At 56.4% G+C, this 26,799-nt stretch carries 22 protein-coding genes and 4 pseudogenes; 16 read left to right on the top strand and 10 right to left on the bottom strand.

Annotated elements, in window-relative coordinates; genetic code table 11:
- Positions 1-66 precede the first annotated feature (66 nt).
- The 3 genes from C2U54_RS18650 to C2U54_RS18640 all read left to right on the top strand — a co-directional run bounded on the left by C2U54_RS18650 (position 67) and on the right by C2U54_RS18640 (position 1,582).
- Positions 67-342 (top strand): YcgL domain-containing protein, encoded by a 276-nt coding sequence (locus tag C2U54_RS18650; RefSeq protein WP_103180009.1) that lies wholly within the window; start codon positions 67-69, stop codon positions 340-342.
- A 46-nt stretch (positions 343-388) separates the two neighbouring features.
- Positions 389-1,048 carry a fumarylacetoacetate hydrolase family protein gene (locus tag C2U54_RS18645; protein ID WP_103180008.1) on the top strand — a complete coding sequence of 220 codons (660 nt, stop codon included), beginning with the start codon at positions 389-391 and terminating at the stop codon, positions 1,046-1,048.
- Positions 1,049-1,141: 93 nt separating this feature from the next.
- Positions 1,142-1,582: a YcgN family cysteine cluster protein gene (locus tag C2U54_RS18640; RefSeq protein ID WP_103180007.1), complete on the top strand. Its 441-nt coding sequence runs from the start codon at positions 1,142-1,144 to the stop codon at positions 1,580-1,582.
- A 101-nt stretch (positions 1,583-1,683) separates the two neighbouring features.
- Here the strand turns inward: C2U54_RS18640 and dsbB are convergent, their stop codons facing one another.
- Together dsbB and nhaB are read right to left on the bottom strand one after the other, a co-directional pair.
- Positions 1,684-2,214, bottom strand: coding sequence for a disulfide bond formation protein DsbB (gene dsbB, locus C2U54_RS18635; protein WP_103180006.1), 531 nt, complete (start codon positions 2,212-2,214; stop codon positions 1,684-1,686).
- 141 nt (positions 2,215-2,355) lie between these two features.
- Positions 2,356-3,894: a sodium/proton antiporter NhaB gene (nhaB, locus tag C2U54_RS18630; RefSeq protein WP_103180005.1), complete on the bottom strand. Its 1,539-nt coding sequence runs from the start codon at positions 3,892-3,894 to the stop codon at positions 2,356-2,358.
- Positions 3,895-4,094: 200 nt separating this feature from the next.
- On the opposite strand from nhaB, the gene fadR reads away from it, so the two are divergent.
- Complete coding sequence (gene fadR / locus C2U54_RS18625; RefSeq protein WP_103180004.1) at positions 4,095-4,814, top strand: fatty acid metabolism transcriptional regulator FadR; 720 nt, start codon at positions 4,095-4,097, stop codon at positions 4,812-4,814.
- Between the two features lie 126 nt (positions 4,815-4,940).
- Here fadR and C2U54_RS18620 read toward each other — a convergent pair whose 3' ends face one another.
- The gene (locus C2U54_RS18620) at positions 4,941-6,473 is read right to left on the bottom strand and encodes a SpoVR family protein (protein WP_103180003.1); all 1,533 of its coding nucleotides are present in this window, start codon (positions 6,471-6,473) and stop codon (positions 4,941-4,943) included.
- Positions 6,474-6,797: 324 nt separating this feature from the next.
- On the opposite strand from C2U54_RS18620, the gene C2U54_RS18615 reads away from it, so the two are divergent.
- From C2U54_RS18615 to C2U54_RS28125, 3 genes and pseudogenes are all read left to right on the top strand, one after another.
- A complete protein-coding gene (locus C2U54_RS18615; protein ID WP_103180002.1) occupies positions 6,798-8,096 on the top strand; it encodes a D-amino acid dehydrogenase in 1,299 nt (432 codons plus the stop codon).
- A 12-nt stretch (positions 8,097-8,108) separates the two neighbouring features.
- Complete coding sequence (gene dadX / locus C2U54_RS18610; protein ID WP_103180001.1) at positions 8,109-9,179, top strand: catabolic alanine racemase DadX; 1,071 nt, start codon at positions 8,109-8,111, stop codon at positions 9,177-9,179.
- 93 nt (positions 9,180-9,272) lie between these two features.
- A pseudogene (locus tag C2U54_RS28125) lies at positions 9,273-9,329 on the top strand (hypothetical protein); the annotation flags it as partial.
- Here the strand turns inward: C2U54_RS28125 and C2U54_RS18605 are convergent.
- Both C2U54_RS18605 and ldcA read right to left on the bottom strand, forming a co-directional pair.
- A pseudogene (locus C2U54_RS18605) lies at positions 9,327-10,994 on the bottom strand (potassium/proton antiporter); the annotation flags it as partial. The pseudogenes C2U54_RS28125 and C2U54_RS18605 sit on opposite strands and share 3 nt — an antisense overlap.
- A 98-nt stretch (positions 10,995-11,092) precedes the next feature.
- Positions 11,093-12,007: a muramoyltetrapeptide carboxypeptidase gene (gene ldcA / locus C2U54_RS18600; RefSeq protein ID WP_103179999.1), complete on the bottom strand. Its 915-nt coding sequence runs from the start codon at positions 12,005-12,007 to the stop codon at positions 11,093-11,095.
- Between the two features lie 113 nt (positions 12,008-12,120).
- Here ldcA and emtA point away from each other — a divergent pair, with 113 nt between their 5' ends.
- Positions 12,121-12,732 (top strand): membrane-bound lytic murein transglycosylase EmtA, encoded by a 612-nt coding sequence (gene emtA, locus C2U54_RS18595; RefSeq protein ID WP_103179998.1) that lies wholly within the window; start codon positions 12,121-12,123, stop codon positions 12,730-12,732.
- Between the two features lie 36 nt (positions 12,733-12,768).
- On the opposite strand, the gene ycgR is transcribed toward emtA, so the two are convergent.
- Positions 12,769-13,500, bottom strand: a complete 732-nt coding sequence (gene ycgR, locus C2U54_RS18590; RefSeq protein WP_103179997.1) for a flagellar brake protein YcgR — start codon at positions 13,498-13,500, stop codon at positions 12,769-12,771.
- A gap of 207 nt (positions 13,501-13,707) precedes the next feature.
- On the opposite strand from ycgR, the gene C2U54_RS18585 reads away from it, so the two are divergent.
- A complete protein-coding gene (locus C2U54_RS18585) occupies positions 13,708-13,962 on the top strand; it encodes a GlsB/YeaQ/YmgE family stress response membrane protein (protein ID WP_103179996.1) in 255 nt (84 codons plus the stop codon).
- A gap of 94 nt (positions 13,963-14,056) precedes the next feature.
- Here C2U54_RS18585 and C2U54_RS18580 read toward each other — a convergent pair whose 3' ends face one another.
- Positions 14,057-15,901, bottom strand: a complete 1,845-nt coding sequence (locus C2U54_RS18580; RefSeq protein ID WP_103179995.1) for an alpha,alpha-trehalase — start codon at positions 15,899-15,901, stop codon at positions 14,057-14,059.
- Positions 15,902-16,233: 332 nt separating this feature from the next.
- Between C2U54_RS18580 and C2U54_RS18575 the strand changes: the two are divergent.
- The 5 genes and pseudogenes from C2U54_RS18575 (at position 16,234) to C2U54_RS18555 (ending at position 21,574) form a co-directional block, all read left to right on the top strand.
- Positions 16,234-17,575, top strand: a pseudogene (locus tag C2U54_RS18575) (glycoside-pentoside-hexuronide (GPH):cation symporter).
- Between the two features lie 41 nt (positions 17,576-17,616).
- Complete coding sequence (locus tag C2U54_RS18570) at positions 17,617-18,960, top strand: carbohydrate porin (RefSeq protein WP_103179994.1); 1,344 nt, start codon at positions 17,617-17,619, stop codon at positions 18,958-18,960.
- Between the two features lie 89 nt (positions 18,961-19,049).
- Positions 19,050-19,847 carry an OBAP family protein gene (locus C2U54_RS18565; protein ID WP_103179993.1) on the top strand — a complete coding sequence of 266 codons (798 nt, stop codon included), beginning with the start codon at positions 19,050-19,052 and terminating at the stop codon, positions 19,845-19,847.
- A gap of 12 nt (positions 19,848-19,859) precedes the next feature.
- Entirely contained in the window at positions 19,860-20,696 is an 837-nt protein-coding gene (locus C2U54_RS18560) for an MBL fold metallo-hydrolase (RefSeq protein ID WP_103179992.1), read from the top strand.
- A gap of 128 nt (positions 20,697-20,824) precedes the next feature.
- A complete protein-coding gene (locus C2U54_RS18555; RefSeq protein WP_103179991.1) occupies positions 20,825-21,574 on the top strand; it encodes a phage antirepressor KilAC domain-containing protein in 750 nt (249 codons plus the stop codon).
- A gap of 22 nt (positions 21,575-21,596) precedes the next feature.
- On the opposite strand, the pseudogene C2U54_RS18550 reads toward C2U54_RS18555, so the two are convergent.
- From C2U54_RS18550 to hpaX, 3 genes and pseudogenes are all read right to left on the bottom strand, one after another.
- A pseudogene (locus C2U54_RS18550) lies at positions 21,597-21,779 on the bottom strand (helix-turn-helix domain-containing protein); the annotation flags it as partial.
- Between the two features lie 193 nt (positions 21,780-21,972).
- The gene (locus C2U54_RS18545; RefSeq protein WP_103179989.1) at positions 21,973-22,776 is read right to left on the bottom strand and encodes a Zygote formation protein zyg1; all 804 of its coding nucleotides are present in this window, start codon (positions 22,774-22,776) and stop codon (positions 21,973-21,975) included.
- 329 nt (positions 22,777-23,105) lie between these two features.
- Positions 23,106-24,473, bottom strand: coding sequence for a 4-hydroxyphenylacetate permease (gene hpaX, locus C2U54_RS18540; RefSeq protein WP_442786166.1), 1,368 nt, complete (start codon positions 24,471-24,473; stop codon positions 23,106-23,108).
- A gap of 388 nt (positions 24,474-24,861) precedes the next feature.
- Between hpaX and C2U54_RS18535 the strand changes: the two genes are divergently transcribed.
- A complete protein-coding gene (locus C2U54_RS18535) occupies positions 24,862-25,326 on the top strand; it encodes a MarR family winged helix-turn-helix transcriptional regulator (RefSeq protein ID WP_103179987.1) in 465 nt (154 codons plus the stop codon).
- Between the two features lie 335 nt (positions 25,327-25,661).
- Positions 25,662-26,786 (top strand): amidase, encoded by a 1,125-nt coding sequence (locus tag C2U54_RS18530; RefSeq protein WP_103179986.1) that lies wholly within the window; start codon positions 25,662-25,664, stop codon positions 26,784-26,786.
- Positions 26,787-26,799 lie beyond the last annotated feature (13 nt).

The raw sequence follows: 26,799 nt of genomic DNA, 5'->3' as shown, positions 1-26,799 counted from the left end.
TCAGGCATGTTATAGTCACAATTATATTGAGGCAAGTCACCCTCCCCGTTAATTCTGAGTAAATATATGTTTTGTGTGATCTACAGAAGTACCCAGCGCGACCAGACCTATCTTTATGTCGAAAAAAAAGACGATTTTTCCCGTGTGCCTGAGGCGCTGATGAAGAGCTTCGGTAAGCCGCAACTGGTGATGCTCATGCCGCTTGACGGGCGTAAGCAGCTGAAGAACGCCGATCTGGAAAAAGTAAAAAGCGCGTTAGCCGAACAGGGCTATTATTTACAACTCCCTCCGCCGCAAGAGAATTTACTCAAACAGCATCTTGAGGCGCTGGGGAAAAAATAGTTTGAGATTAATCTGTCAGCGTTACATTAACCTTTAGGGGCTCATTATGTATCAGCATCATAACTGGCAAGGCGCCTTGCTGGATTATCCGGTCAGTAAAGTCGTCTGTGTGGGCAGTAATTACGCAAAGCATATTCAGGAAATGGGCAGTGCAGTTCCGGACGAGCCGGTGCTGTTTATTAAACCCGAAACCGCACTCTGCGATATCCGCCAGCCGCTGGTGATCCCGCAGGGGCTGGGGTCGGTGCACCACGAAGTGGAGCTGGCGGTGCTGATTGGCGCCACGCTGCGCCAGGCCTCTGAAGATCATGTGCAGAAGGCGATTGCCGGTTATGGTGTGGCGCTGGATCTCACCCTGCGCGAGGTGCAGGGCAAAATGAAAAAAGCGGGCCAGCCGTGGGAGAAAGCCAAAGGTTTTGATAATTCCTGCCCCATCTCCGGGTTTGTACCGGCGGCGGAGTTCCAGGACGATCCGCAGAATACGACCCTGAGCCTGAAAATTAACGGCGAAGTGCGTCAGCAGGGCTCTACCTCTGACATGATCCATAAGATTGTGCCGCTGATTGCCTATATGAGCCGTTACTTCACCCTGAAACCGGGCGATGTGATCCTCACCGGCACCCCGGAAGGGGTGGGGCCGCTGCACAGTGGCGATGAGCTGGACCTATCCGTCAACGGTCTGTCACTGAAAACACGCGTACTGTAATCCTCGCTTGCCGCGCTTTTCGGGCGGCAAAACTTGCATCGAGGTGCCAGACTGGTTATAAGGTGCGCTTTATTTTGACGTGTGGACATCCTTATGAGCGAAATCCCTTTCTGGCAAAGCAAAACTCTCGACAACATGACCGACGCCGAGTGGGAATCGCTGTGCGATGGTTGCGGGCAGTGCTGCCTGCATAAGCTGATGGATGAAGACTCGGACGAAATCTATTTCACCAATGTCGCCTGTAATCAGCTGAATATCAAAACCTGCCAGTGCCGCAACTACGAGCGGCGTTTCGAGCTGGAGCCGGACTGCATCAAGCTGACCCGGGATAACCTGCCGACCTTCGAATGGCTGCCCCCGACCTGCGCCTACCGCCTGCTGGCGGAAGGGAAAGATCTGCCGGCGTGGCACCCGCTGCTGACCGGCTCAAAAGCGGCGATGCACGGCGAGCGGATCTCCGTGCGTCATATCGCGGTGAAAGAGTCCGAGGTGCGGGACTGGGAAGACCATATTCTGAATCATCCCAACCGCTGATAATAAAAAAACCGCCAAGGCGGGTTTTTTAATGTGCGGCTTTTTTGCCGGGTGACGCTGCGCTTACCCGTAGGCCCGTGCAAGCGAAGCGCCGCCGGGCATCAACGACCAAACAGATCGCGTTTTTTCGCTTTAAACGGCTGGGCAATCAGCACCAGCAGCGCCACGATCAGGTAGGCGGCAAAAATGCCCACCAGCCACTGCGGCATCTCCAGGGTCAGGAATTCCCACTGACGCACGGCGCAGTCACCGGTAGCCACAAAGACCTGCGGCAGCCACTTGTCCAGCGGCAACCAGCTCGGAAAGCTGGCGGCAAAGTCACAGGTCTGGAACGGCGACGGGTGCAGCTGGATCATGGTGTGCTCCCAGGCCAGTTGCAGGCCTTTACCGGCACTGTAAAGCCAGATGGCAATGGCACCATAGCGCAGCGGGCTTTTTGGGGCGATGGCGCCCACCAGACCCGCGCCCATGACGCCAAACAGCGCGCAGCGTTCATAGATACAGAGTACGCATGGCTTCAGCAGCATTACGTGCTGGAACCACAATGCCACCATTTCTAACACGAAGGCGGTCAGGGCCAACAACAACCACGCCCCGCGACCGCGCGAGCACTGGTTCAAAAATTTCAACATAATCATTTCCCTGGAGCAGGTATAGAAAGCGCAGTGTAAACGAAATCAATCTACGCGCCAGCTTCAGCGCGTAAAATATAACGTAATCGAATACTTATCATGCACAAGTGCAGCCGGGCAATGACCGCCCGGCCGACTCATTTAATGCGTCGCCAGTATACCTGCCTGCAGCATCCATTGGGTAAAAGGAATGAGGGTAATTTTGACGCACAGCAAACCCACAGCGGTTAACACCAGGCTATAAGGCAGTGCCATCCATACCATCCGGCCATAAGAGAGGCGGATAAGTGGGGCGAGGGTGGAGGTCAGTAAGAACAGGAAGGCCGCCTGACCGTTTGGCGTGGCCACGGAAGGCAGGTTGGTGCCGGTGTTGATCGCCACCGCCAGCAGTTCAAACTGCTCCCGGTCGATGATACCACTCTCCATCGCCGCTTTCGCCTCGTTGATATAGACCGAACCGACAAAGACGTTATCGGAGATGGCCGACAGCAGGCCGTTAAACAGATAAAACAGCGACAGCTGGGCATCGGGAGCCGCCTGTAGCACGAAGTTAATGATCGGCCCAAACAGGTGCTGATCGACGATCACCGCCACTACCGCGAAAAAGACCGCCAGCAGCGCGGTAAACGGCAGCGCTTCGGTAAAGGCTTTACCGATGGCATGTTCATCCGTCACGCCGGAGAAGGTGGTCGCCAGGATAATGACCGACAGACCAATCAGTCCCACCTCCGCCAGATGAAACGCCAGGGCGATAATCAGCCAGACGCCAATGATGCCCTGGGAAATCAGCGCCAGCCGCTGCTGACGGGTACGCTGGCTGCGGCTCTCTTCGTCGAAGCGTTGCAGCACGTCGCGCACCTGATTCGGCAGCAGGGTGCCGTAACCAAACCACCTGAACTTCTCTACCAGCCAGCAGGTGAGCAGGCCGCACACCAGCACCGGCACGCTGACGGGAGCAACGCGCAGGAAAAATTCGATAAAATTCCAGTCCGCAGCTTTGGCGATAATCAGGTTCTGCGGCTCGCCGACCATGGTCATGACGCCGCCCAGCGCAGTCCCCACGCCAGCATGCATCATCAGGCTGCGCAGAAAGGCGCGAAACTGCTCCAGCACGTCGCGCTGGTGGGCATCAACCTGACTGTCATCCTGCATGCCCGATGCCGGCTGGGAAGAAGCCACCCGGTGATAAATCCCGTAAAAGCCGACGGCGACGCTGATCACCACTGCCACCACGGTCAATGCATCGAGGAAGGCCGATAAAAAAGCGGCCGCCAGACAGAAGGCCAGCGACAGCAGCCTTTTTGAGGGGATGCTCAACAGCAGGCGGGTAAAAATGAACAGCAGCAGCTGCTTCATAAAGTAGATCCCGGCCACCATAAACATCAGCAGCAGGAGCACTTCCAGGTTGGACGCCAGCTCTTCTCTCACGTGTTCCGCACTGGTCATCCCTATTGCTACCGCCTCGAAGGCCAGCAGGCCGCCCGGCAGCAGGGGGTAACACTTCAGCGCCATGGCCAGGGTAAAGATGAACTCTGCCACCAGCAACCAGCCTGCGGCAAAAGGACTCACCATAAAGATAAGCGGGTTAATTACCAGGAAGATAACCAGAGCCAGTTTGTACCAGTCGGGAGACTGGCCTAAAAAATTGCGCCAAAGGGCGCGACGATACGACATTTTCACAACAGATTTCCTTGCCCGTCACATAATTACGCACTAAGTATACGCAAATGGCGCCGGGGAAGGAGCGCAGGCCGCGTTTTTTTAAATGATAAAAATAAAACGGCGATCCCTTTTTTCTCGCCTCGCTGCGCTATCTGCCTCTGTCTGCCTCTGGTATGATGAGTGAATTTTGTAAAAAGCAGTGGAATGGAAAACTCACTATGGTAATAAAGGCGCAAAGCCCGGCGGGTTTCGCGGAAGAGTATATTATCGAAAGCATCTGGAACAACCGTTTCCCCCCAGGCTCGATTCTTCCCGCAGAACGCGAACTCTCTGAACTGATTGGCGTCACACGTACCACCTTACGTGAAGTGTTGCAGCGACTGGCACGCGACGGCTGGCTGACGATCCAACACGGCAAACCGACCAAAGTGAATAACTTCTGGGAAACGTCGGGTCTGAATATCCTTGAAACGCTTGCGCGCCTCGATCACGAGAGCGTGCCGCAGCTGATCGACAATCTGCTCTCCGTGCGCACCAACATCGCTACCATCTTTATCCGCACGGCGTTTCGCCAGCATCCGGATAAGGCGCAGGAGGTGCTCGCCCGCGCTACGGCGGTGGAAGATCACGCCGACGCCTTTGCGCTGCTGGATTACAACGTCTTCCGCGGGCTGGCGTTTGCCTCCGGCAACCCAATTTACGGCCTGATCCTCAACGGCATGAAAGGGCTCTATACCCGCATCGGTCGTCACTACTTCGCCAATCCGGAAGCCCGCAGCCTCGCGCTGGGCTTCTATCACAAGCTGAGCGAACTCTGTGCCGAAGGCCAGCACGATCAGGTGTATGACATCGTGCGTCGCTACGGTCGCGACAGCGGCGAGATCTGGCATCGGATGCAGAAGACCCTGCCGGGCGATCTCTCCATCCACGGCCGATAAAATAAAAAACCTCTCATCTGAGAGGTTTTTTTGCCTGGTGGCGGCTAAGCCTTACCCGGCCAACAAAATCCGCAATATATGTTTGCCGGATAAGCGAACGCCACCCGGCAAACAGGCGATACCGGCCTAAAGGATATTACCCTTAGGTGGGCAGCGCTCCAGCAACTCCACGCTGCCATCTTCGTTCTGCTGTTCAAGCAGAATGTCAAAGCCCCACAGACGATGTACGTGCTTCAGCACCTCTTTACGTCCTTTATCCAGCGGCGCGCGGTTATGCGGGATATAGCGCAGCGTCAGGGAGCGATCCCCGCGCAGATCCACATTCCAGACCTGAATATTCGGCTCCAGATTGCTTAAGTTGTACTGGGCCGAGAGACGGGAGCGGATCTCACGGTATCCCTCTTCATTGTGGATAGCCGAAATTTCCAGATAGTTGTTGTGATCGTCATCCAGAACCGTAAACAGGCGGAAATCACGCATCACCTTCGGCGACAGGAACTGGCTGATAAAGCTCTCATCTTTAAAGTCGCGCATCGCAAAATGGAGCGTCTCCAGCCAGTCGGAACCGGCGATATCCGGGAACCAGTATTTATCCTCGTCCGTCGGGTTCTGGCAGATACGCTTGATATCCTGGAACATGGCAAAGCCCAGCGCATAGGGGTTAATGCCGCTGTACCAGGGGCTGTTATAGGGCGGCTGGAACACCACGTTGGTGTGGCTGTGCAGGAACTCCAGCATAAAGCGTTCGGTCACTTTGCCTTCGTCATAGAGGTGATTGAGGATAGTGTAGTGCCAGAAGGTGGCCCAGCCCTCGTTCATCACCTGGGTCTGCTTTTGCGGGTAGAAGTACTGGCTCACCTTGCGCACGATGCGCAGGATCTCACGCTGCCACGGCTCCAGCAGCGGGGCGTTCTTCTCCATAAAGTAGAGCAGGTTCTCCTGCGGCTCAGAGGGATAACGGCGTGCTTCGGGAACCGCTTTCTCCTCTTCCCGTTTCGGCAGGGTACGCCACAGGGTATTCACCTGGCTTTGCAGATACTCTTCACGGCTTTTCTGCCGGGCTTTCTCCTCCTGCAAGGAGATCTTCTGCGGACGTTTGTAGCGATCCACGCCGTAGTTCATCAGCGCATGGCAGGAGTCCAGCAGCTTCTCGACCTCTTCCACCCCGTAGCGCTCTTCACATTCGGTGATGTAGTTTCGGGCGAAGATCAGGTAATCGACAATCGAGCTGGCGTCGGTCCAGCTGCGGAACAGGTAGTTATTTTTGAAAAACGAGTTGTGCCCGTAGCAGGCGTGCGCCATTACCAGCGCCTGCATGGTGATGGTGTTCTCTTCCATCAGGTAGGCGATACAGGGGTTTGAGTTAATGACGATCTCATAGGCCAGCCCCTGCTGACCGTGCTTGTAGAGCCGTTCGGTCTCAATGAATTTTTTACCAAACGACCAGTGGGTATAGTTAATGGGCATCCCGACGCTGGAGTAAGCGTCCATCATCTGTTCGGAGGTGATCACTTCGATTTGATGGGGATAGGCGTCCAGACGGTAGAGTTTTGCCACCCGGTCAATTTCCGCCAGATAGGTGTCCAGCAGCTCGAATGTCCAGTCGGGTCCATCGCTCAGACGAGTGGTGTCCTTATTCATGGAATCAATAGTAGCCATTAGCGCGCCCTCGTTGTTGGTAGCTCTCTCTGTCTGGAGAACCTCTTTTCAAGCATAGAACACGCCATTCAAAAGCGTGCTGGTGCGCTATTTTTTTTCTTTGCGATTTCCCGTCGCGGGCATGACGAAAAGGGGGTGGGTAACAGCATAATCTGCTGGTTAAAAATGCCGCGCAGCATGAGATGCCAAATACGCCACAGCCCCGTCATAGGGGGAAGGTGTGAGGTAAGTCACCATAAAAAATGCCTATGTTGAATAATATTTTCATCTGGGTTATCAATATGTAACCAGAAGATTGTTCTTTTGCTTATAAATGGAGTGGCTATGCGTGTTGTCATACTGGGAAGTGGCGTCGTTGGTGTGACCAGCGCCTGGTATTTAAGTCAGGCCGGGCATGATGTAACCGTCATCGATCGGGAACCGGGTCCGGCACTGGAGACCAGCGCGGCGAACGCCGGACAAATCTCTCCGGGCTATGCGGCGCCGTGGGCGGCACCGGGCGTACCGCTGAAGGCGATTAAGTGGATGTTCCAGCGCCATGCGCCGCTGGCGATCAGTCTCGACGGCACTCAGTTCCAGCTGAAGTGGATGTGGCAGATGCTGCGCAACTGCGACACTTCGCACTACATGGAAAACAAAGGACGGATGGTGCGTCTGGCGGAGTACAGCCGCGACTGCCTGAAAGCGCTGCGTGCCGCCACCGGTATCCAGTATGAAGGCCGTCAGGGAGGCACCCTGCAACTATTCCGCACCGCCCAGCAGTACGAAAACGCCACCCGTGATATCGCTGTACTCAAGGATGCGGGCGTCCCATATCAGCTGCTGGAAGCGAGCCAGCTGGCGCAGGTGGAACCGGCCCTGGCGGAGGTCGCGCATAAGCTGACCGGCGGTCTGCGTCTGCCCAATGACGAGACCGGCGACTGCCAGCTCTTTACCCAGAATCTGGCGCAGATGGCCGAGCAGGCCGGCGTCAAATTCCGCTACAACACCGGTGTCGATAAACTTCTCTACGAAGGGGATAACATCTATGGCGTGCTGTGTGGCGACGAGGTGGTGAAGGCCGACGCTTACGTGATGGCTTTTGGCTCTTACTCTACCGCCATGCTGAAAGGGATTGTGGACATTCCGGTCTACCCGCTGAAAGGTTATTCGCTCACTATCCCGGTCAAAGAGGAGAGCGGTGCCCCGGTTTCAACTATCCTTGATGAAACCTACAAAATCGCGATCACCCGTTTTGACAACCGGATCCGCGTGGGAGGAATGGCGGAAATCGTCGGCTTTAACACTGAGCTGCTGAAACCGCGTCGGGAAACGCTGGAGATGGTCGTTGGCGATCTCTTCCCCCGCGGCGGCTTTATCGAACATGCGACCTTCTGGACCGGGCTGCGTCCAATGACCCCGGACGGTACCCCGGTGGTCGGGCGGACACCGTTTAAAAACCTGTGGCTAAACACCGGACACGGTACGCTGGGCTGGACAATGGCCTGCGGTTCAGGGCAGCTACTCAGTGATTTGATCTCCGGGCGCACACCCGCTATTCCGTTTGATGATTTAAGCGTTGCGCGCTACCGTCCGGGATTCACGCCGTCACGTCCACAACATTTACACGGCGCGCATAACTAACAAGGAGTCGTCATGTCCCGTCCTGTTCTGGCTCAGATGGATCTGCAGGCCCTGAAGGATAATCTGCAAATTGTCCGTCGCGCTGCGCCCGCTTCACGCGTCTGGACCGTGGTCAAAGCCAATGCTTACGGCCACGGTCTGGACCGCATCTGGAGCGCGTTAAGCGCCACGGATGGTTTTGCGCTGCTCAACCTTGAAGAGGCGATCCTGCTGCGCGAGCGCGGCTGGAAAGGGCCGATTCTGATGCTCGAAGGTTTCTTCCACAGCGATGAACTGCCGCTGTTTGATAAGTACCGCCTGACTACCAGCGTGCACAGCAACTGGCAGGTCAAGGCGCTACAGAATGCGAAGCTGCATGCCCCGCTCGATATCTACCTGAAAATGAACAGCGGTATGAACCGGCTCGGTTTCCAGCCGGAGCGCGTGCACAGCGTCTGGCAACAGCTGCGGGCGCTGAAGAACGTCGGCGAAATGACCCTGATGGCCCATTTTGCCGATGCGGAAAAGACGGAGGGCATTGTCGAACCGATGAAGCGCATCGAGCAGGCAGCAGAAGGTCTGGCCTGTCCGCGTTCGCTTTCCAACTCGGCGGCAACGCTCTGGCATCCGGAGGCGCATTTTGACTGGGTGCGTCCGGGGATCATCCTCTACGGCGCCTCGCCGTCGGGTCAGTGGCAGGATATCGCCAACAGCGGCCTGAAGCCGGTGATGACCCTGCGCAGTGAGATCATTGGCGTCCAGACCCTGAAAGCGGGGGATACCGTGGGTTACGGCAGCCGCTATCGTGCGTCGGGCGAACAGCGGATCGGCATCGTCGCCGGGGGTTATGCCGACGGCTATCCACGCGTTGCCCCTTCCGGTACCCCGGTATGGGTGGACGGCGTGCGCACCGGCACGGTCGGCACGGTGTCGATGGATATGCTGGCGATTGACCTGACGCCGTGCCCGCATGCGGGGATCGGTACGCCGGTTGAGCTGTGGGGCAACGAGGTGAAAGTGGACGATGTCGCCGCCGCCGCGGGCACCGTCGGGTATGAGCTGTTAACGGCGTTAGCGCCACGAGTACCGATCGTCGTTGTGTAACATCGCCCGGCGGCGCGACGCTTGCCGGGCCTACAAAACCCGTAGGCCGGGTAAGGCGTAGCCGCCACCCGGCAAACCGGCCTACTCTTCGGCATCCTCCGCCACGCGCACGCCCACCCTCAGCACCGCGTTATCCTCTTTCTCCGCCACCGTCCAGATCATCCCGGCAAACTCCACCTGGTCACCCACGACCGGCGCGGCACCGAGCTGCTTCTGCACGATCTCGCCCAGGGTCTGCTGGTTATCGCGATACTCCAGCCCGACATCCAGACCGTAAATCATCGCCACGTCGGCAAATTTGGCGCTGGCTTCCAGAATAAAGTCCCCGAAGAAGCGCTGATCCAGTGCCACCGGCGGCGACTGGCTGAAGAGCTTGCCAAGGGCAGGAAGGTCATGCTCGCGACCAATCACACAGAGAATATCTCCCTCGCGCAGCCGGGTGCTGCCGGTCGGATGCAGCAGGGCATTATCGCGGAAGAGGGCGGCAATGCGCGTCTCGGCGGGCATATGGAGGTCGCGCAGCGAGGCGCCCACGCACCACTTATCGGCGCTGAGCTGGTACACAAACTGCTCCCAGGGGTTTTCAGGGTGAAGATCCAGCCCCACGCGGGAGACCGGCCAGCCCACCGGTGGGATCACCACCTTCGCTTTTTTCGCCGCCCACGACAGCGACGTGCCCTGGAACAGCAGCGACACCAGCACTACGAAGAACGCCACGTTGAAGAAGAGACGGGAATTATCGAGCCCAGCCATCATCGGGAACACCGCGAGGATGATCGGCACCGCACCGCGCAGTCCCACCCAGCTGATAAACACCCGCTCGCGCAGGTTAAAGCCTCTGAAAGGCAGCAGCCCGGCGAAGACCGACAGCGGACGGGCAAAGAAGATCATCCACAGTGACAGCATCAGCGCCGGAACGGCAATCGGCAGCAGATCCGACGGCGTCACCAGTAGCCCCAGCACCAGGAACATGCCAATCTGTGCCAGCCAGGCAAGGCCATCGAAGTTTTGCAGAATGCCAAAGCGGTTGCGGATTGGACGGTTGCCGAGCAGGAAACCGCAGAGATAGACCGCCAGAATGCCGCTGCCGTCCAGCGCCGTGGTAAGGGCAAAAATCAAAATCCCGCCGCTCAGCGCCAGCAGCGGATAGAGCCCGCCCGGGAGCGAGATGCGGTTGATCATCTGTTGCAGCAGATAGCCGCCGCCAAGGCCAAAGAGGATACCCAGACCAAACTGTTGAATGATGTGCCAGGCGAACATCCAGCTCAGGCCGGTTTCATGCTGCTGGATCATCTCAATCAGGGTGATGGTGAGAAATACCGCCATCGGATCGTTACTGCCGGATTCAATCTCCAGCGTCGAGCCGACACGTTCGTTCAGCCCTTTGCCACCCAGCAGGGAGAAGACCGCCGCGGCATCGGTAGAGCCGACAATCGCGCCAATCAGTAACCCTTCCATGAGGTCAAGGTGGAACAGCCACGCCGCCATCATCCCGGTGAGGCCGGAGGTGATTAGCACCCCGACCGTTGCCAGCGACAGGGCCGGGCCCAGCGCCACGCGAAACGAACTGGCCTGGGTGCGCATCCCGCCATCCAGCAGGATCACCGCCAGGGCGAGGTTACTGATCATGTACGCAAACGGGTAGTTGTCGAAGGGGATGCCCCCGATGCCATCAACCCCCGCCAGCATGCCGATGGCGAGGAAAATAACCAGAATGGGGATGCCGAGACGCGAAGAAAACGAACTCAATAAAATACTACAGGTTACAAGAACTGAACCCAGGATAAAAAGACTGATTATTGCTGCGGCATCCAATGTGTGCGTACTCCCTGCCTGACGCGATGACTAGAAGTAAAACCCTATCATATTAACGCCCCTTACAGGGCGTTAATCCGCCGCTTAAGGGGCTTTTTTTATGCCCGGAGCACCGGATGCCCGCTCAGGGTTAAACGACTGTTGCCGGGGGTGTGAACCAGCGTTGCCTGCGCACCGAGCGGCAGGGTAACGGTCCGTTGCTCGTGGCCGAAGTCGAGTCCGCTGATAACCGGCACCGATATCCGGGAACGCAGGTAATCGACCATGGTTGCCAGATCGTATCCGGCATCGTAATCGTTAGGGGTCGCGCCGCTGAAGCTGCCGAGCACAATCGCCTGCTGACGGTTGAGAATACCCGCGTGATGCAGCTGGAGCAGCATCCGTTCTACGCGGAACGGATGCTCATTAATATCCTCCAGCACCAGGATGCCGTTCTCAATGGCGGGCAGCCAGCGGGTGCCGATAAGTGACACGACCATCGCCAGATTGCCGCCCCACAGCTGGCCTTCGCACACGCACGACGGGCCATCCCCCGGCCACTCAACGGAGTAGGTACTGTTGCTGAGCGCCCGCCAGAAATGGTCTACCGTAAAGGCGTTCAGCTCCGGGGCGCCAAAATTGCCCGCCAGCATCGGGCCGCTGAAGGTGATGACGTTGTGCAGCGCCAGCAGGCCGAGCTGGATCACGGTGAAATCACTGTGGCCGCAGATCAGCAAGGGATCCTGCTGCTGGCGTTTCGCCAGGCCCTCCCAGTCAATCTGTTCCAGCAGGCGGCTGGCGCCGTATCCACCGCGCACCGGCAGCACTATCTGGTCGGCGCCCGGCAGACGGGCGAGGGCGTTGATATCATTCAGCCGCTCCGCCTCGGTACCAGCAAATCGCTGCTGGCGGCGGGGTATAATCGTCTGATTTTGTACCTGATGACCCTCGTCCAGTAATCGCGCCACGCCCCGCTGCGCCGCCTCCTGATTAATGCAGTACCCTGATGGTGCAATGAGATGAAACTGAGACATGGCATTTCCTTGCTGACTTATAAAGCTGAATGTATATATCATGCCGCCTGAGCGCGTCCTTCATCAAGCGGAGGATAGGGTAACAGCGATGAATGACCATAAGGACAGATGACGTGAAATTAAGATGGTTTGCTTTTTTGATTGTGCTACTTGCAGGCTGTAGTTCAAAGCAGGATTACCAGAAGCCGGAATGGAACCCGGAAGTCCCGGTTAAACGGGCGATGCAGTGGATGCCGATCAGTGAAAAAGCCGGTGAGGCGTGGGGAGTCAGCCCACGGCTGATCACCGCCATCATTGCGGTGGAGTCGGGTGGGAACCCGAACCTGGTGAGTAAATCAAACGCGGTGGGTCTGATGCAGCTGAAAGCCTCCACCGCCGGGCGTGAGGTCTACCGGCACATGGGCTGGAGCGGGCAACCCTCCACCAGCGAGCTGAAGAACCCGGAACGCAATATCTCTATGGGTACCGCCTACCTGAGCATTCTGGAGCACGGGATCCTGAACGGTATTGAGGACCCGGAAGTGATGCAGTATGCGCTGGTGGTCTCCTACGTGAACGGCGCGGGCGCGCTGTTGCGTACCTTCTCGTCGGATCGTAAAAAGGCGATCGCCGAAATCAATGACATGGATAAAGACGAGTTCTTTGATCATGTCGTCAATAACCATCCCGCCCCGCAGGCCCCACGCTATATCTGGAAAGTGCAGAAAGCGATGGACGCTATGTAATCTGTTGCCGGGCAGCCACGCGCTGCCCGGTGGCGATTAACGCACTTTATTGGCACGTTCCCGCGCTTCACGCTCCAGCGAGTAGATGATTTTCTGCAGTTCTCGCTCAGGACCCGGCCCGACGTTAAGAAACCGGAAACTCAGACGCGGCGTGGTGATGGTCTCGTTTTTGCTGTCCACCACTTTACGTTCGCTGACGGTAATCAGCTGCGCATCGAAAAAGAAGCGGCCCCAGCCCCCCATATCCAGCTCGATCTGCGAAAAACGCATTCCCTCGACCAGGCCTTCGGGTTTCGCGGTATCCATCAGCGCGCCCATGCCGCCCAGCGACAGATCGTGCAGGCGGAAACGAATGATGCTCTTATCAGGCATTCGGGCTTTGCAGAAGTAGGCCGGATGCAGCGGGGCATTGATGCGGAAGTACTCCCGGCGCTGAATGCACCATACGGAGGTCGGCAGCGGCGAGATAAAAGCAGGCAGCGCCTGGTAGTCACCCTGTTCCACCTTCGGCAGGTCGAACTCGACTTTGGCCCCCTGGGTATCGGCGGCCACGGTGATATTCTCCGCACGTAACACCGAGCGGTTTTCAAACTCCTGACTGCCCAAATCCATGATCAGTCGTTCCGGGGTAGCATCCAGGATTTTGCTGATGAACTGGTTGTTCCCCCAGCTGATACGTACGGGAACGTCATTTTTTTGCAGATCGCGTACTACACCCAATACAGCCAGCGGATTAGTTTTCAGGAACTGCTCACTGTAATTACTCACGCCCCGGGGCTCCTCGTTAGATGACAGTCTGTGGATGCGTTATCGGCAGCGGGCCGCGGAACTTAATACAAACCGGCAATTATTTTTTTCGCCTGAGCCGCAATTAAGTCGGTGTAGTAAAACTGGTTTTCCGTCGATTGCCTATACTTACTATTACCTGCGCTGGGGGTGTCCTGCGCAAGCTTAACTCTGCAAGAGGGCAACACTATGGGTATCATCGCCTGGATTGTATTTGGTCTGATTGCTGGCGTTATCGCAAAGTTCATCATGCCGGGACGTGATGGCGGCGGCTTTATCGTGACCTGTATCCTTGGGATCATCGGTGCGGTTGTCGGCGGCTGGCTGGCGACGATGTTTGGCATCGGTGGCAGTGTATCCGGATTTAACCTGCAAAGTTTTCTGGTGGCTGTGGTGGGTGCCATTCTGGTACTGCTTATCTACAGGATGGTACGACGCGCCTGAAACCGATAAAACGGCTCTTGTTAAGAGCCGTTTTTTTATGGGCAGAGCCTGGACGGCATGCCGGGTGGCGGATACGCCTTACCCGGCCTGGAGGTTACTGCTGTCCGACACTTTTCTGCGTTTCTGTTTCATCGTTAGCCGCTGGCTGGTCGGTGGTAGCCGGTGGCGTTGTGGTGGTCGTTGACGGGTTAGTTGTCGACGGGGTGCTTGTCGCCGCTGGCTGGTCGCCGGTGGTGGATGTGCCATTCGCCGCAGGTTGTGCGCCGGTAGTCGATGGGGTGGTAGTTACCGAACCCTCATTGGCCGCGGGTCGCGTGGCGGGCACTTTGTCGCACGGGTTCGCCTGCGGACAGACCAGATCCAACATTTTCAGCGTCACGCCGTTAGTCCAGCCGAAGCCATCCTGCAACGGATATTCACCGCCGCCGCCGCCAGTGCCGGTGGTGGAAACATCATATTTCTCTACCAGCTTCTGATCGCGATCGTAGGTGTGCTGCACGTTGGTGAGGAAGCGCCACGTCACATCCATCGCCACTTTATCCTGCCCGTAATTCTGCAATCCTTCGGTGGCGACCCACTGCAACGGCGCCCAGCCGTTAGGGGCATCCCACTGTTGGCCGCTGTTAACGGTGGTGGTCGAAATGCCCCCCGCTTTCAGCAACTGGGCTTCGGCAGCAGAGGCGGTTTTGTCCGCGCGTTCCTGCGAGGCGGCCTTGACGTAGAGCGGGAAGAGCGCCGCGGCGGTCAGCTGATTACGGACCTGTTTGGTTTTCAAATCGTAATCGGCGTACCAGCCCTCTTTCTCGTTCCACAGATAGCGCTCCATCGCTTTCTGACGATCGGAGGCCAGGCCCTCGTAACGGCTGGCTGCGGCGCTGTCACCGCCCTCCTGGCTGGCCTTCGCCAGCAGTTTCTCCATCTTGAACATCAGGGCGTTCAGATCCACCGGCACGATACTGGTGGTGCGGATCGTTCCCAGCTGCTGCGGATCGTCCATCCAGCGTGAGCTGAAGTCCCAGCCGGAGGCGGCGGCGGAGCGCAGATCCCGGTAGATCTCGGTTGCCGGACGGCTGGGGTATTTTTTCGCGGTGTTGATATCATCCAGCCACGATTCCGGGCGCGGCGTATCGCGATCGTCCCAGTAACGGTTAAGCACGGCGCCATCGTCGAGCTTCACCACCCGCTGGCTGGCCTGGCCCGGCTGAAGGGCATCTACCCCCTCCATCCAGTAGGCGTACTCTTTTTCCATCTGTGGACGGTATTTTTTCAGTGCCTCTTTATCGTGCGTCGCCAGCAGCTCCACCATCAGGGCAAAGAAGGGCGGCTGGGAGCGGCTCAGATAGTAGCTGCGGTTACCGTTAGGGATATGACCCCAGCTGTCCAGTTCGTACGCGAAGTTGTCCACCATACTGGCGACCTTGTCCCAGTGGCCGCTCTCGGCCAGCCCCAGCATGGTGAAGTAGCTGTCCCAGTAGTAGATCTCGCGAAAACGTCCGCCCGGCACTACGTAAGGCTTCGGCAGCGGCAGCAGGGAATCCCACTTTCCGGCGCTGGAGGTAGTGCGCGTCAGCACCGGCCACAGACCATCAATGTGCGCCCGCAGGCTCTGCCCGGCAGGCGGCACATATTTTTCCTTCTCGGTCGGCAGGGTGAAGTTCACCTCTACAAAGTGGCGCAGGTCAAAGCCGGACTGTTTACGCTGCATGTGATAGTCGGCAAGGATCGTCTGGGGATCGTTTTTCGGTACTGCATCGGCGAAGGTCTTTTGATCCGGGAAGAGTTTGGCTGTTTGCACATCGTTAAACAGCGGGCCAAACAGAATATCGGGGGCTTGTTTCCGGGCGCCGGACGGTTCTTCCGCATAGCTAAAGGCAGTTATCCCAAGCAGGATGCCGCCAATCGCCAGCCGCAATGCTGTTTGCTGCTGAGGTCTCATCATGGTTGTTCTCCTGGGTTCTCTGGGCAGCGCGACCGCTACCATCAATCACCTGAAAACCTTAGACGAATATTTGTCACTTCGCGTGTCGGAGGTAACACTTTGCACAAAACCAGACTATTTACCGTTGCGTATTTAGCCTCCTGAAGCAGTGTCAGAAATATAGTAGTGGCGCGATTTATTTATCGCATAAATAACCACTAATCACGCAGATCACATAAAGGGAAAATCATAACTTCTTAGCGAGAAAACATAATAGATTGCTCTGGAAGGGATATGGAAATTATGTCGGCAGCTACAACGAAAGGACTGAAAAATACAGGGAGAGACCTGAAATGTCGGCAACGGAAAAATTAACGGTAAAAGAAAAAATAGGCTACAGCCTCGGCGATGCGGCCAGCCATATCGTCTTTGACTCCTCAGTGGCGATCCTCGCCTATTTCTATACAGATATCTACGGGCTGCCGCCCGCAGTGATGGGGACAATGTTTTTACTGGTCAGGCTGCTGGATGCCATCACCGACCCGATAATGGGGGCGATTGCCGATGCCACCTCCTCACGCTGGGGACGCTTTCGTCCGTGGCTTCTGGCGATCTGCGCCCCGTTCGCGGTATACCATCCCATCCTTTTCTGACAGCGGTAAAGTGGTCTATGCCGTGGCGGCCTATATCTTTATGACCCTGATGTATACCGCCATCAATATTCCTTACTGCTCGCTGGGCGCGGCACTTACTTCCGATCCGCGGGAAAACCTCTCTTTGCAATCCTGGCGTTTTGCCATCACCCCATTGGGCGGCGCCCTGGGCACCGCCTGCATTCTGCCGCTGGCGGATTATCTCTATCCTCAGGATCGCGCGAGCGGCATTCAGATGGCGATGGCCATTTTCGGGGTGATTGGCTGCCTGATGTTTATCATCTGTTTCGCCACCACCAAAGAGCGCGTTCAGCCCATCAAAGAAGAAAACCTCAATGTCGTCCGTGACGTCAAAATTCTGTTTCGCAATGAGCAGTGGCGCATTCTGTCGATCTACAACTTTATGATGCTGGTGGCGGTGGTGATCCGCGGCGGCGCGGTGGTCTATTACGTCAATACCGTGCTGCGTCAGGGCTCTACTATCATCTCGCTGTTTATGCTGGGCGGGATGATCGCCTCAATGCTGGGCTCGGCGCTGGCGCAGCCGCTGGGTTCCCGGTTCTGCAAAATCAAACTCTCATTCTGGATAAACCTGCTCAACGCCGGGCTGGGCATCGTCTGCTTCTGGTTGCCGGTGCAATACTGGCTAATTCCGCTGGTGGCCCATTTTCTTATCCAGACGGTGCAGGGCGGAAACGGCGCGCTGCAGTGGTCGATGATCACCGACGCCAATAATTACGGCGAGTGGAAAACCCAGCGGCGAATTACCGGCATGAATGTCGCGGCCAATATTTTTGTCATTAAATTAGGCGTGGCTGTCGGCGGCGCTATTCTGGGCTGGGTTCTGGCCGGGTTTGAATATCAAGCCAGCGCAGCAGTGCAATCCCCTCAGGCGGTGCAGGGGGTTGTCTGGTTATTTACCCTTATCCCCTCGCTCTTTTATCTGTTGACCGCGCTGGCAATTAAATTCTACCGCCTCGATGAACAGGTAATGAATACCGTGGTGACGGATTTAAATAACGGAAAATTTGCAAAGCCCTAATGTACCAGTGGAATCAACAATAAACTCACAGGATGGAATCTATGCGTATTCATTATATTGCGCTGCTGATCAGCGCCTCTATTCCGGCGACCACGCTGGCGGCCACCCAAACGGACAGCATGGAGGCGAAAATCGCCCGGCTGGAAGCCAGTCTGGCAAAAGCCGAAGCCCAGATTGCGCGCTTAGCGCAGGCGCAACAGACTCCGGCGGTGAATGTGGTCTCAGCTGAACCCCCGACGTCTCCAGCGCCGACGTTAACCCTGTCAGGCTATGGCGATCTGCGCTTCTATGGCGATGTGGAGTTCAATATGGACGCCGCCAGCCGCAGCGGCAGCCTGACATCCATGCGCACCAGTGCCAATAAGGACTGGGCCCCGTCAAACAACGAGCGCTGGGATATCAATGGCCGTCTCCTGCTGGGGTTTGACGGCTATCGGCGAATGGACAACGGCCAGTTTGCCGGTTTCTCGGCGCAGCCGCTGGCGGATCTTACCGGCAAGATGAATCTGGATGACGCGGTTTTCTTCTTCGGCCAGGAGAACGACTGGAAAATCAAAGTCGGGCGTTTCGAAGCCTACGACATGTTTCCCCTCAACCAGGACACCTTTATCGAATACTCCGGCAACACGGCGAACGATCTCTACAGTGACGGTTATGGCTACATCTACATGATGAAAGAGGGGCGCGGGCGCAGCGACAGCGGCGGTAACTTCCTGCTGAGTAAAAACCTCGGTAATTGGTATTTTGAGGTCAACACCCTGCTGGAAAACGGCAGCTCGCTGTTTGTCGATAAGCAGTACCATGGCATGGACTTGGATAACGATAAAAACGTGGCCTACGTGCGCCCGGTTATCGCCTGGTCAGAGGGGCGCTTCACCACGGCGCTGGCTATGGAGAGCAACCTGGTGAACAACGCTTACGGTTATCGGGATGCAGAAGGTCACTGGATCGATCAGTCCGATCGCACCGGCTATGGCCTGACGATGAACTGGAACGGGCAAAAAACCGACCCGGATAACGGCGTGGTGGTCAACCTCAACACCGCGTACATGGATGCCAGCGACGAAACTGATTTCACCGCCGGGGTGAATGGTCTGTGGAAGAACATTGAGCTGGGCTATATCTACGCCCATAACGAGATCGACAGATTCAGCGCTGCCGGGCTGAATGACGACTGCGATGGCGACTGCTGGATCACCCATCCGGGCGATTACGATATCCATACGCTTCACGCGTCGTATCTGTTCCCTGACGTAATGAAAATGAAAAACTTCAATGTTTATCTCGGAGCCTATGCCTCGTGGATCGATGCTCACCCGAAAGAGGGTGACGGCGACACCGACGCCCGCTACGGTGGCCGCCTCCGTTTTAAATATTACTTCTGATCGTCTCCTAGCCAGACCTCCGGCACGGTCTGGCTGGCTTGCCACATCTGCACTACCTTCATAACGAGTTCAAATGAAAGGGAGTGCCAATGAAATCATTACCTCAGATCCTTCCAGCCATTCTGCTGCTTGTCGGCTGCGGAGCGAATAATACCCCGCCGCAGGTGCCTGTTCCCGGTAAAACCACCTCAACTACCCTCAGTACCCTGGAGACGGGTGCCCAGGTGATCCAGTCCCGACCGCCGGTGGAGGCTATCAGTGCCTATCTTGACGGTTTTCATTTTTACAACGGGGATAAAAACGGGCAGATGGAGGCGCATCACTATGTGACGGTACTCAATGAAGAGGTCATGCAGGCGGTCATCTATGACGGCAATACAAAGGATGCCCGGCTGATGGGGGTAGAGTACATCATCAGCGAACGCCTCTTTAACAGCCTGCCGCCGGAGGAGAAAAAGCTCTGGCACAGCCACCAGTATGAAGTGAAATCGGGCAGCCTGGTGGCGCCTGGCCTGCCTGCGGTCGCTGACAAGGCGCTGATGAATAAAATCGTCAACACCTACGGCAAAACCTGGCATACCTGGCACACCGACAGGGATAAGACCCTGCCGCTCGGCATACCTGCGCTGATGATGGGCTTTACCGGCGAGGGACAGCTCGATCCCCGGCTGCTGGCGGATCGCGATCGTCGTCTGGGGATCGATACGCAGCAGATCAAAGCCCAGCGTGCCGACATCGTGGCCCATCCGGTAGCGGAAGGGGCCAATGCCTGGCAGCGCGGCGAGGTCATTCAGCTTAAACGCGTGCAGGGCAGCGGCGAACACGGGCATGGGGACACTACCCATTTCGGCACGTCCGAGCAGAGTCAGCAGAAACACCTACCCTGATGAGGAGGCGATATGAAGATTCATCATCTTAACTGTGGTTGTATGTGCCCGCTGGGCGGCGCGTTGTTCGACGGTTTTAGCAAGGGGCTACATGCGCACCTGGTCTGCCACTGCCTGCTTATCGAAACCGACCGTGACGGACTGGTGCTGGTGGATACCGGTTTTGGGCAAGGGGATGTACGCGATCCCTCCCGGCTGTCGGGCTTTTTCCGGGCGTTAAACAATATCCAGCGTCGGGAGTCCCTTACGGCGCGCGCCCGCGTCGAGGCGCTGGGCTTTAGCGTGGCGGATGTCCGCCATATTGTGCTTACGCACCTCGATTTCGACCACGCGGGTGGGCTGAGCGATTTCCCTCACGCGCGCATCCATTTAATGCAGCAGGAGATCGACACGGCGCAACGGCGCCATAGCTGGCTGCAACGGGAGCGCTATCGTCCCGGGCAGTGGAGCGGTATCTCTGGCTGGGAGGGATACCAGGTGCAGGGCGAACGCTGGTTTGGCTTCGATGCGGTGACGGCGTTACGCGGCTTGCCGCCGGAAATTTTGCTGGTGCCGCTGGCCGGGCACACGCCGGGGCATGCAGGGATCGCCATCAGCCAGCCGTCCGGGTGGTTGCTGCACGGTGGCGACGCCTGGTTCTATCGGGATGAGATGCGCCAGCCGCAGCGCCATTGCACGCCGGGGCTGCGGTTTTACCAGTGGATGATGGCGATGGACAACGGTACCCGGCGGCACAACCAGCAGCGGCTGCGGGAGCTCTCCTGCGCGCATGCCCACGACATCACTTTTTTCTGTAGCCATGACGCACGGGAACTGGAGAGCCTGGTGACACAGGCAAAACAGCTCTAATTACCGCAACTTAGGCGTGGCCTGCTCTGGCAGAAGATCGTTTAAAAATTATACTGGATATTTGAACAGGTATTTGTATACTATTAGAGCAAATTACCCGAGTAATGTATGAGTGAGGGGTGAAACCTATGGTAATTCCTGTTGAAACTTTCCAGTCCAGTGGCCAGCTTGCCACCATCAGCAGTCGCGAAATCGCGAAGCTGACCGGTATTGCTCATACCGAGGTGAAGCGCATGGTAAAAAGCCTGGAAACGGCGCAGCGTCTTTCGCAGCCGGTAACGGCCAGCCTGTATGAGCGCGAAGGTGAAATGCGGCAGGAGTTTTTGCTGAACAAACGGGACTCCCTGCTGACGGTTTCGCGTATCTCCCCGGGCTTTACTGCCGCCATGCTCGATCGCTGGCAGGAGCAGGAGAGAAACGTCAATATTCCGGACTTCACCAACCCGGCGGCGGCGGCGCGCGCCTGGGCCGAGCAGTATGAAAAACGCCAGCGTGCTGAGGAGCAGCTAGCCCTCTGGGCACCAAAGGCGGCGTTCTATGATCAGTTTGTTCAGGTCAAGGAGTCGCTGGGCTTCCGTCAGCTCTGTAAGATCCTCAAAGCGAAAGAGCCCCAGTTCCGGGAGTTCCTGCTTGAGCGGAATATCATGCAGCGCGTCGGCGGGAACCTGGTTCCGCCGCAGCACCACATTGATGCGGGCTATTTTACCCTGCACAGCGGCGTGGGCGAAAACGAGCGCACCTGGTCTCAGGCACGCTTTACCGCCCGCGGCGTGAAATGGGTGGCTGACCTGTGGGCTAAACACCTGTCAACGCTGGCAATTGAAATGCCTCGCACGGAGCGCACCGAAGGCGCCCCTGTCCAGCAGAGCTGGCTTTAATCTCTCCTGTAAAGCGAACCGGTCAGATCTCCTCTGGGGTCTGACTGGCTTCACGCAATGCCCCCGGCGACTTACCGACAACACGCTTAAACGCCCGGCTGAATGCCGCCAGCGAACTGTAGTCGAGACGCAACGCCACGGTTTCAATCGCCTGTTTCTCCTGCCCGATATAGTGGATCGCCAGCCGCATCCGCAGTTCGGATATTTTGCCAGCGTGCGGGTTAAGCCGGTAGCCGCGGACGCATAACGAAGCCGTAAACTGGCTAACCAGAGAGGCTTAGGGTTAGCCAGATTAATATTACTGGCACACTTCAGCTTCATTATCGTCACGCCGATGTTGTGCAAGCGTACAATAATATAAAAAATGGCTGGCTTAATTTTGTATAAAGGAGGGGGTATTATTTTTCCTTAACCATTTTTTTAAAACGTTCAATAAGATTTTTATATCTGGCGGGTTGCGCTGTAAAAATAGTGGCATATTCCGCGATCGTATCAGGTGAAACAAACAGGAAGGTATGGGCTTCCTGTAACTGCTCAAACGTGGCGTTAACCGACTTATCGCACGGAGGCTGGAACAGGGCACAGTGAGATTTTTTCGAGGCGTAAAACAGACGAACCGTTACGCTCGGGGCCCCGTAAAGCTCTTCACAGATAAAAAGAAGGTGGCCTCGTTTCGCGTTTTCATCGCGTTCAGTTGCCTGAAATTCTCCCTTTACCGCACTCAACACCCCGTTGGCGATCGCCATCGCGCTGCCACTACTCAGGCCGGGGATGAGCTGCTGTATGATTTGTGTATCAACGTTAACCCCACTGTTTTTGATTGTTAGTATGTTCCTGTTTTTCTGCACTTCAACAAAAAAAGCAGACTTACCCATCAGGGAGCGCCATGCCTCATAGTCAAAAAGTGATCTACCCGATTGATTCATCGCGCTGGACATGGCTGCAAATAACACCGCCACGCTGGCAAATAATTTTTTGGTGCGTATGGTTAATTCAGCAGAGGTTAAGACAAAGAGAATATTTCCACTCTGATTTATTCGCAGCAGGGCATGTTTTTCAGTATCGATGGCACAGTCCAGTACCATCAGACCCCGATGCTTTTCTTCCAGCTCCGGTGATACAAAGAGATAGTTATCCAGGGGCGCTTTTCCTGCGTCTACATATGTATCCAGATTGGTATCGATAATTGGTTCAATATTCATAAAATAACTCTCTTATACTTATTAAGTGTAGAAATAAAATACGCGCGAATGATTTCAATTTATGATGGGCATTATATTTTTTGAGTAAAATCCTATGCTGTTAAATATGCGCTGAATAAAATAAGGAAAATGTGATGAATGTCGTCATTCCTGGGTTTATATAATTAAAAGTGATCAATTTTATATTGTTAATATCTTTTATCTATATTAATAGAACGATGTATCACGCAAAATGATCTTTTCCGCGCGGGCTGGGACGAGGCAAGGCCGGAGACAGAGAGGAAAAAGCCCGGAACAGGGCTGCTGTTCCGGGCTTTTTAGAGGAAGGGCTATCGCTGCGGTTCCGCCTGTTTCATCGGAATCAATGCAATCACTACCGCACCCAGCACCAGGAAACCGGCCACCATAAAAATACCGGCGTTAAAGTTCCCGGTGAGATCTTTCATCATCCCCATCAGCAGTGGGCCCAGCGCGGCGCCGGTCATCCCGGTGGCGTTGATCACTGCAATACCTAAGGCGCGGGCACGCAGAGAGATGGAACGATCCGGGGTGGTCCAGAAGATCACCATGGCGGCAAAGGCCCCGGCCGAGGCCATCACGATGCCAGTGAACTGCAGCATCGGATCGGTGCTGGTGGCGGTGAGGATCCAGCCTGCGGCGGCAAAGAGGTACGGCAGCAGGGTGTGGACTTTACGCTCGTTGCGCTTGTCGGAACGTTTACTCCACCAGACCATTGCCACAATGGTACAGACCTGTGGAATGGCGCTCAGGATACCGATAGTCACGTTACTGCTCTCCTCGCTGATGCTGCGCAGGATCAGCGGCGTCCAGACGCTCAGGGCGCTCAGGGTGTTGGTCAGGCAGAAGTAGGCGAGGGTGTAAAGCATGATAGTGGGCGTGAACAGCTCGCGCATCAGGCTACGCTGCTGCGGCGCCATGGCGGCCTGCTCCCGCAGCTGCTTACTCTCGGCGTTCAGGCGATCCGCTTCCAGCATCTCCTTCAGGCAGGCTTTATCATCCTGGGTCAGCCAGCGCGCTTTATCCGGGCTGTCGTCCAGCCAGAACCAGACCACAAAGCCCAGAATGACCGACGGGAAGCCTTCGAGCAGGAACAGCCACTGCCAGCCCTTCAGGTTCATCACCCCATCTAGGTTGAGAATATAGCCGGAGGCCAGCGAACCCAGCGCCATGGTCACCGGCATGGCAATCATAAACAGGGCGTTAGCGCGGGCGCGGTAGTGCGCCGGGAACCAGAACGTTAAATAGAGTAACAGCCCCGGCAGGAAGCCCGCTTCGGCAATCCCCACCAGCATACGCAGCACGTACAGGCTGTTAGGGCCGGTAGCGAACATCGTGGCGGTGGAGGCGATCCCCCACACCACCATCAGAATCGCAATCCAGCGGCGCGCGCCCACTCTGCTCAGCATCACGTTGCTGGGGATCCCGCAGATGACATACATCACGTAAAACAGCGTGGTTGCCAGTCCGAACATGGTGCTGGTGAGGCCCAGATCTTTGCCCATCGTCAGACCGGCAAAGCCGATGTTGATGCGATCCAGATACGAAAAGACGAACAGAATGAACAAAAAGGTGATCAATCGCCGGAATAACTTTTTGATCACCCGCTGTTGACGCGGATCGAGCGTGTCGTCAGCAGACGCAGGCGGAGCCAGCACGCTAGCGCGTGTTTGCTCCATCGATGGGCTCTCATTCATGAAATGCTCCACATAACGGTTAGAGGTAGTGTTAGCCCCGTTTGACGCGGGGTGTTTTTATAATGTGTTGATAAGCAGGTAAATTTTAATAAAAGCCGATAACTAGCGGGTAAGGGGAGCTACCCGGTGCACGCGATGCAAACACGTGCGCTAACGTATAGGAAATCGCGAGCATGGACGTCAATGTTCTGTTTAAAAAATGATACGTAATTGTTAATCTCGTAGCGTTTTTGAATCATAATGCGATATCGATCGGCTTTTGCGGCGCAGCGAGTGGTTAACCGCAGGGGGCAGGGTGCGATCGGGCTATAGCGGGGGATAAATAGCGGGTATAATTGCGGTCAATGCATTACTTCTGGAACGTCATTTCATGAGTCATACGAACACATCGTCAGACAGCGGCCCCACTTTTCACCGCGAAGAGTTCCCGTTCTACTGGATAGTTAACGTCTACGCACGTTATACGCAAGTGATGGAAATCACACTGAAAAAGGTGCAGCTTGATGTGTCCCGCTTTCGGGTGCTGATGATTACCGAGCAGTACGGTAAGGCCAGCATTTCGCAGATCGCCGAATTCGCGATGGCCAAAATGCCCACCGTCACCAAAATCGTTGGTCGCCTGCGCGACGATGGCCTGGTGACCACCGCCAGCAGCGTGCAGGATGCCAGAGTGACCGAAGTGATGCTCACCGATGCCGGACGCGAAAAAGTGGCCGAGGCACACCGCCTTACCCGCAAGGTTTTCGAGAAGGGTTTTAAGGGCATGACCGCGGCCCAGCGGGAAAAAATGAACCTCTCACTGTCGAAGGTACTCGACAACCTCAACGCGCTCTGAAGCGTTCCCGCAGAGAATTGCGGATTTGTGACAGCCTTAAAAATTCAAGGTAAGTCACTGTAAAGTATAATATTATAAAAGAGCCGCTCTGATGACCAGAGCGGCTCTTTTTTCATTTCCGCGCCGCGTTTATTGTTATTTATCATCATCCTAAGCCTCTTTTCATGGATTGTTAGAAAAATGTTTCAGTGTTATTTTTTCGTAAAATTAACGTGAAATATTACTTGAATATTCATCTAAATCTTCCATGATTGACCAGAACAAACGTGGGTCGAACCGCAGCGAAGAGTGCGTCACCCAAATGTGATTCGTTTTTTCTGGTTAAGGTGCAAATTATGCAACCTGTTACTGAGAGCAATGGTTTTGTCACCCGATGTACCCTCGGCGAGGGCGATCTCCGCTTCGCGGTAAAAGACACCCTCGACATCGCAGGCTTTCCCACCCGTGCAGGCTGCCCGGCACTGGCCGCAAACCCGGCGGCGGAACAACATGCCGACGTGGTCGCAACCCTTCTCGGGCAGAAGTGCATCCTGACCGGAAAAACCACCCTGCACGAGCTGGCGTTTGGTGTCACCGGAATCAACCCCTGGGCCGGCACGCCGGTTAACCCGCTGTTTCCTGACTTGATCCCCGGCGGCTCCTCCAGCGGCTCTGCCGCAGTGGTGGCTGCTGGTGAGGTGGATTTTGCGCTCGGCACCGATACCGGTGGCTCGGTGCGCATGCCTGCCGCCTGCTGCGGGATCCTCGGCTTAAAACCGACTTACGGCGCCGTGAGCCGGGCAGGGGTGATGCCCGCGCAAAGCTCGCTGGACTGCGTGGGGATCTTCGCCCGAGAGCCGGGCGTCCTGCGTGACGTACTGACCCGACTGGGGCTGCCGGTTGACGCGCCGCTGCACAGGATGCCCGCCATCGGCTTTATCCCGTCGGCGCTCATCAGCATCGATTCCCTGCTGTTGAACTTCCTCGCCCAGGCCGACCTGCAACCGCGTCAGGCTGAATTGCCGCTGCTGGGGGATGCCCATCGCGCCGGGTTGACCCTCATCAGCCATGAAAACTGGCAGGCTTTTAAAACGCTACTGCGTGACGACAGGGTCTCTGCCGACGTCGGCACCCGCATCCGTGCCGGGGCCGGGATCGATGCCCATGCCCTTGAGGCCGCAGAGGCTATCCGCCGCACATTTACCGCCCAGGTGGATGACCAACTGGCGAAAACCCCGTTGCTGGCCCTGGCAACCCTGCCGGAACTGCCGCCCACGCTGGAAGAGGCGAAGGATCCGCTGAGCGTCGTCAATCTCACCCGGCTGGTGCGCCCGTTCAACCTCAGCGGCCACCCGGCGCTGACCCTGCCTGCGGGTACGCTTGATGGCCGTCCGGTGGCGCTACAGCTCGTTGCCGGCAAAGGGCAGGAGGGGCTGCTGGTGCAGGTGGCTGAATGGCTCTCTGAGCGACGACGCCGCTAACCATCCCGCTTTA

Origin of the sequence: Leclercia sp. LSNIH1 (assembly GCF_002902985.1) — a bacterium.
In the GTDB taxonomy this organism is placed as follows: Bacteria; Pseudomonadota; Gammaproteobacteria; order Enterobacterales; family Enterobacteriaceae; genus Enterobacter.
This window is presented reverse-complemented; position numbering and strand designations above follow the sequence as displayed.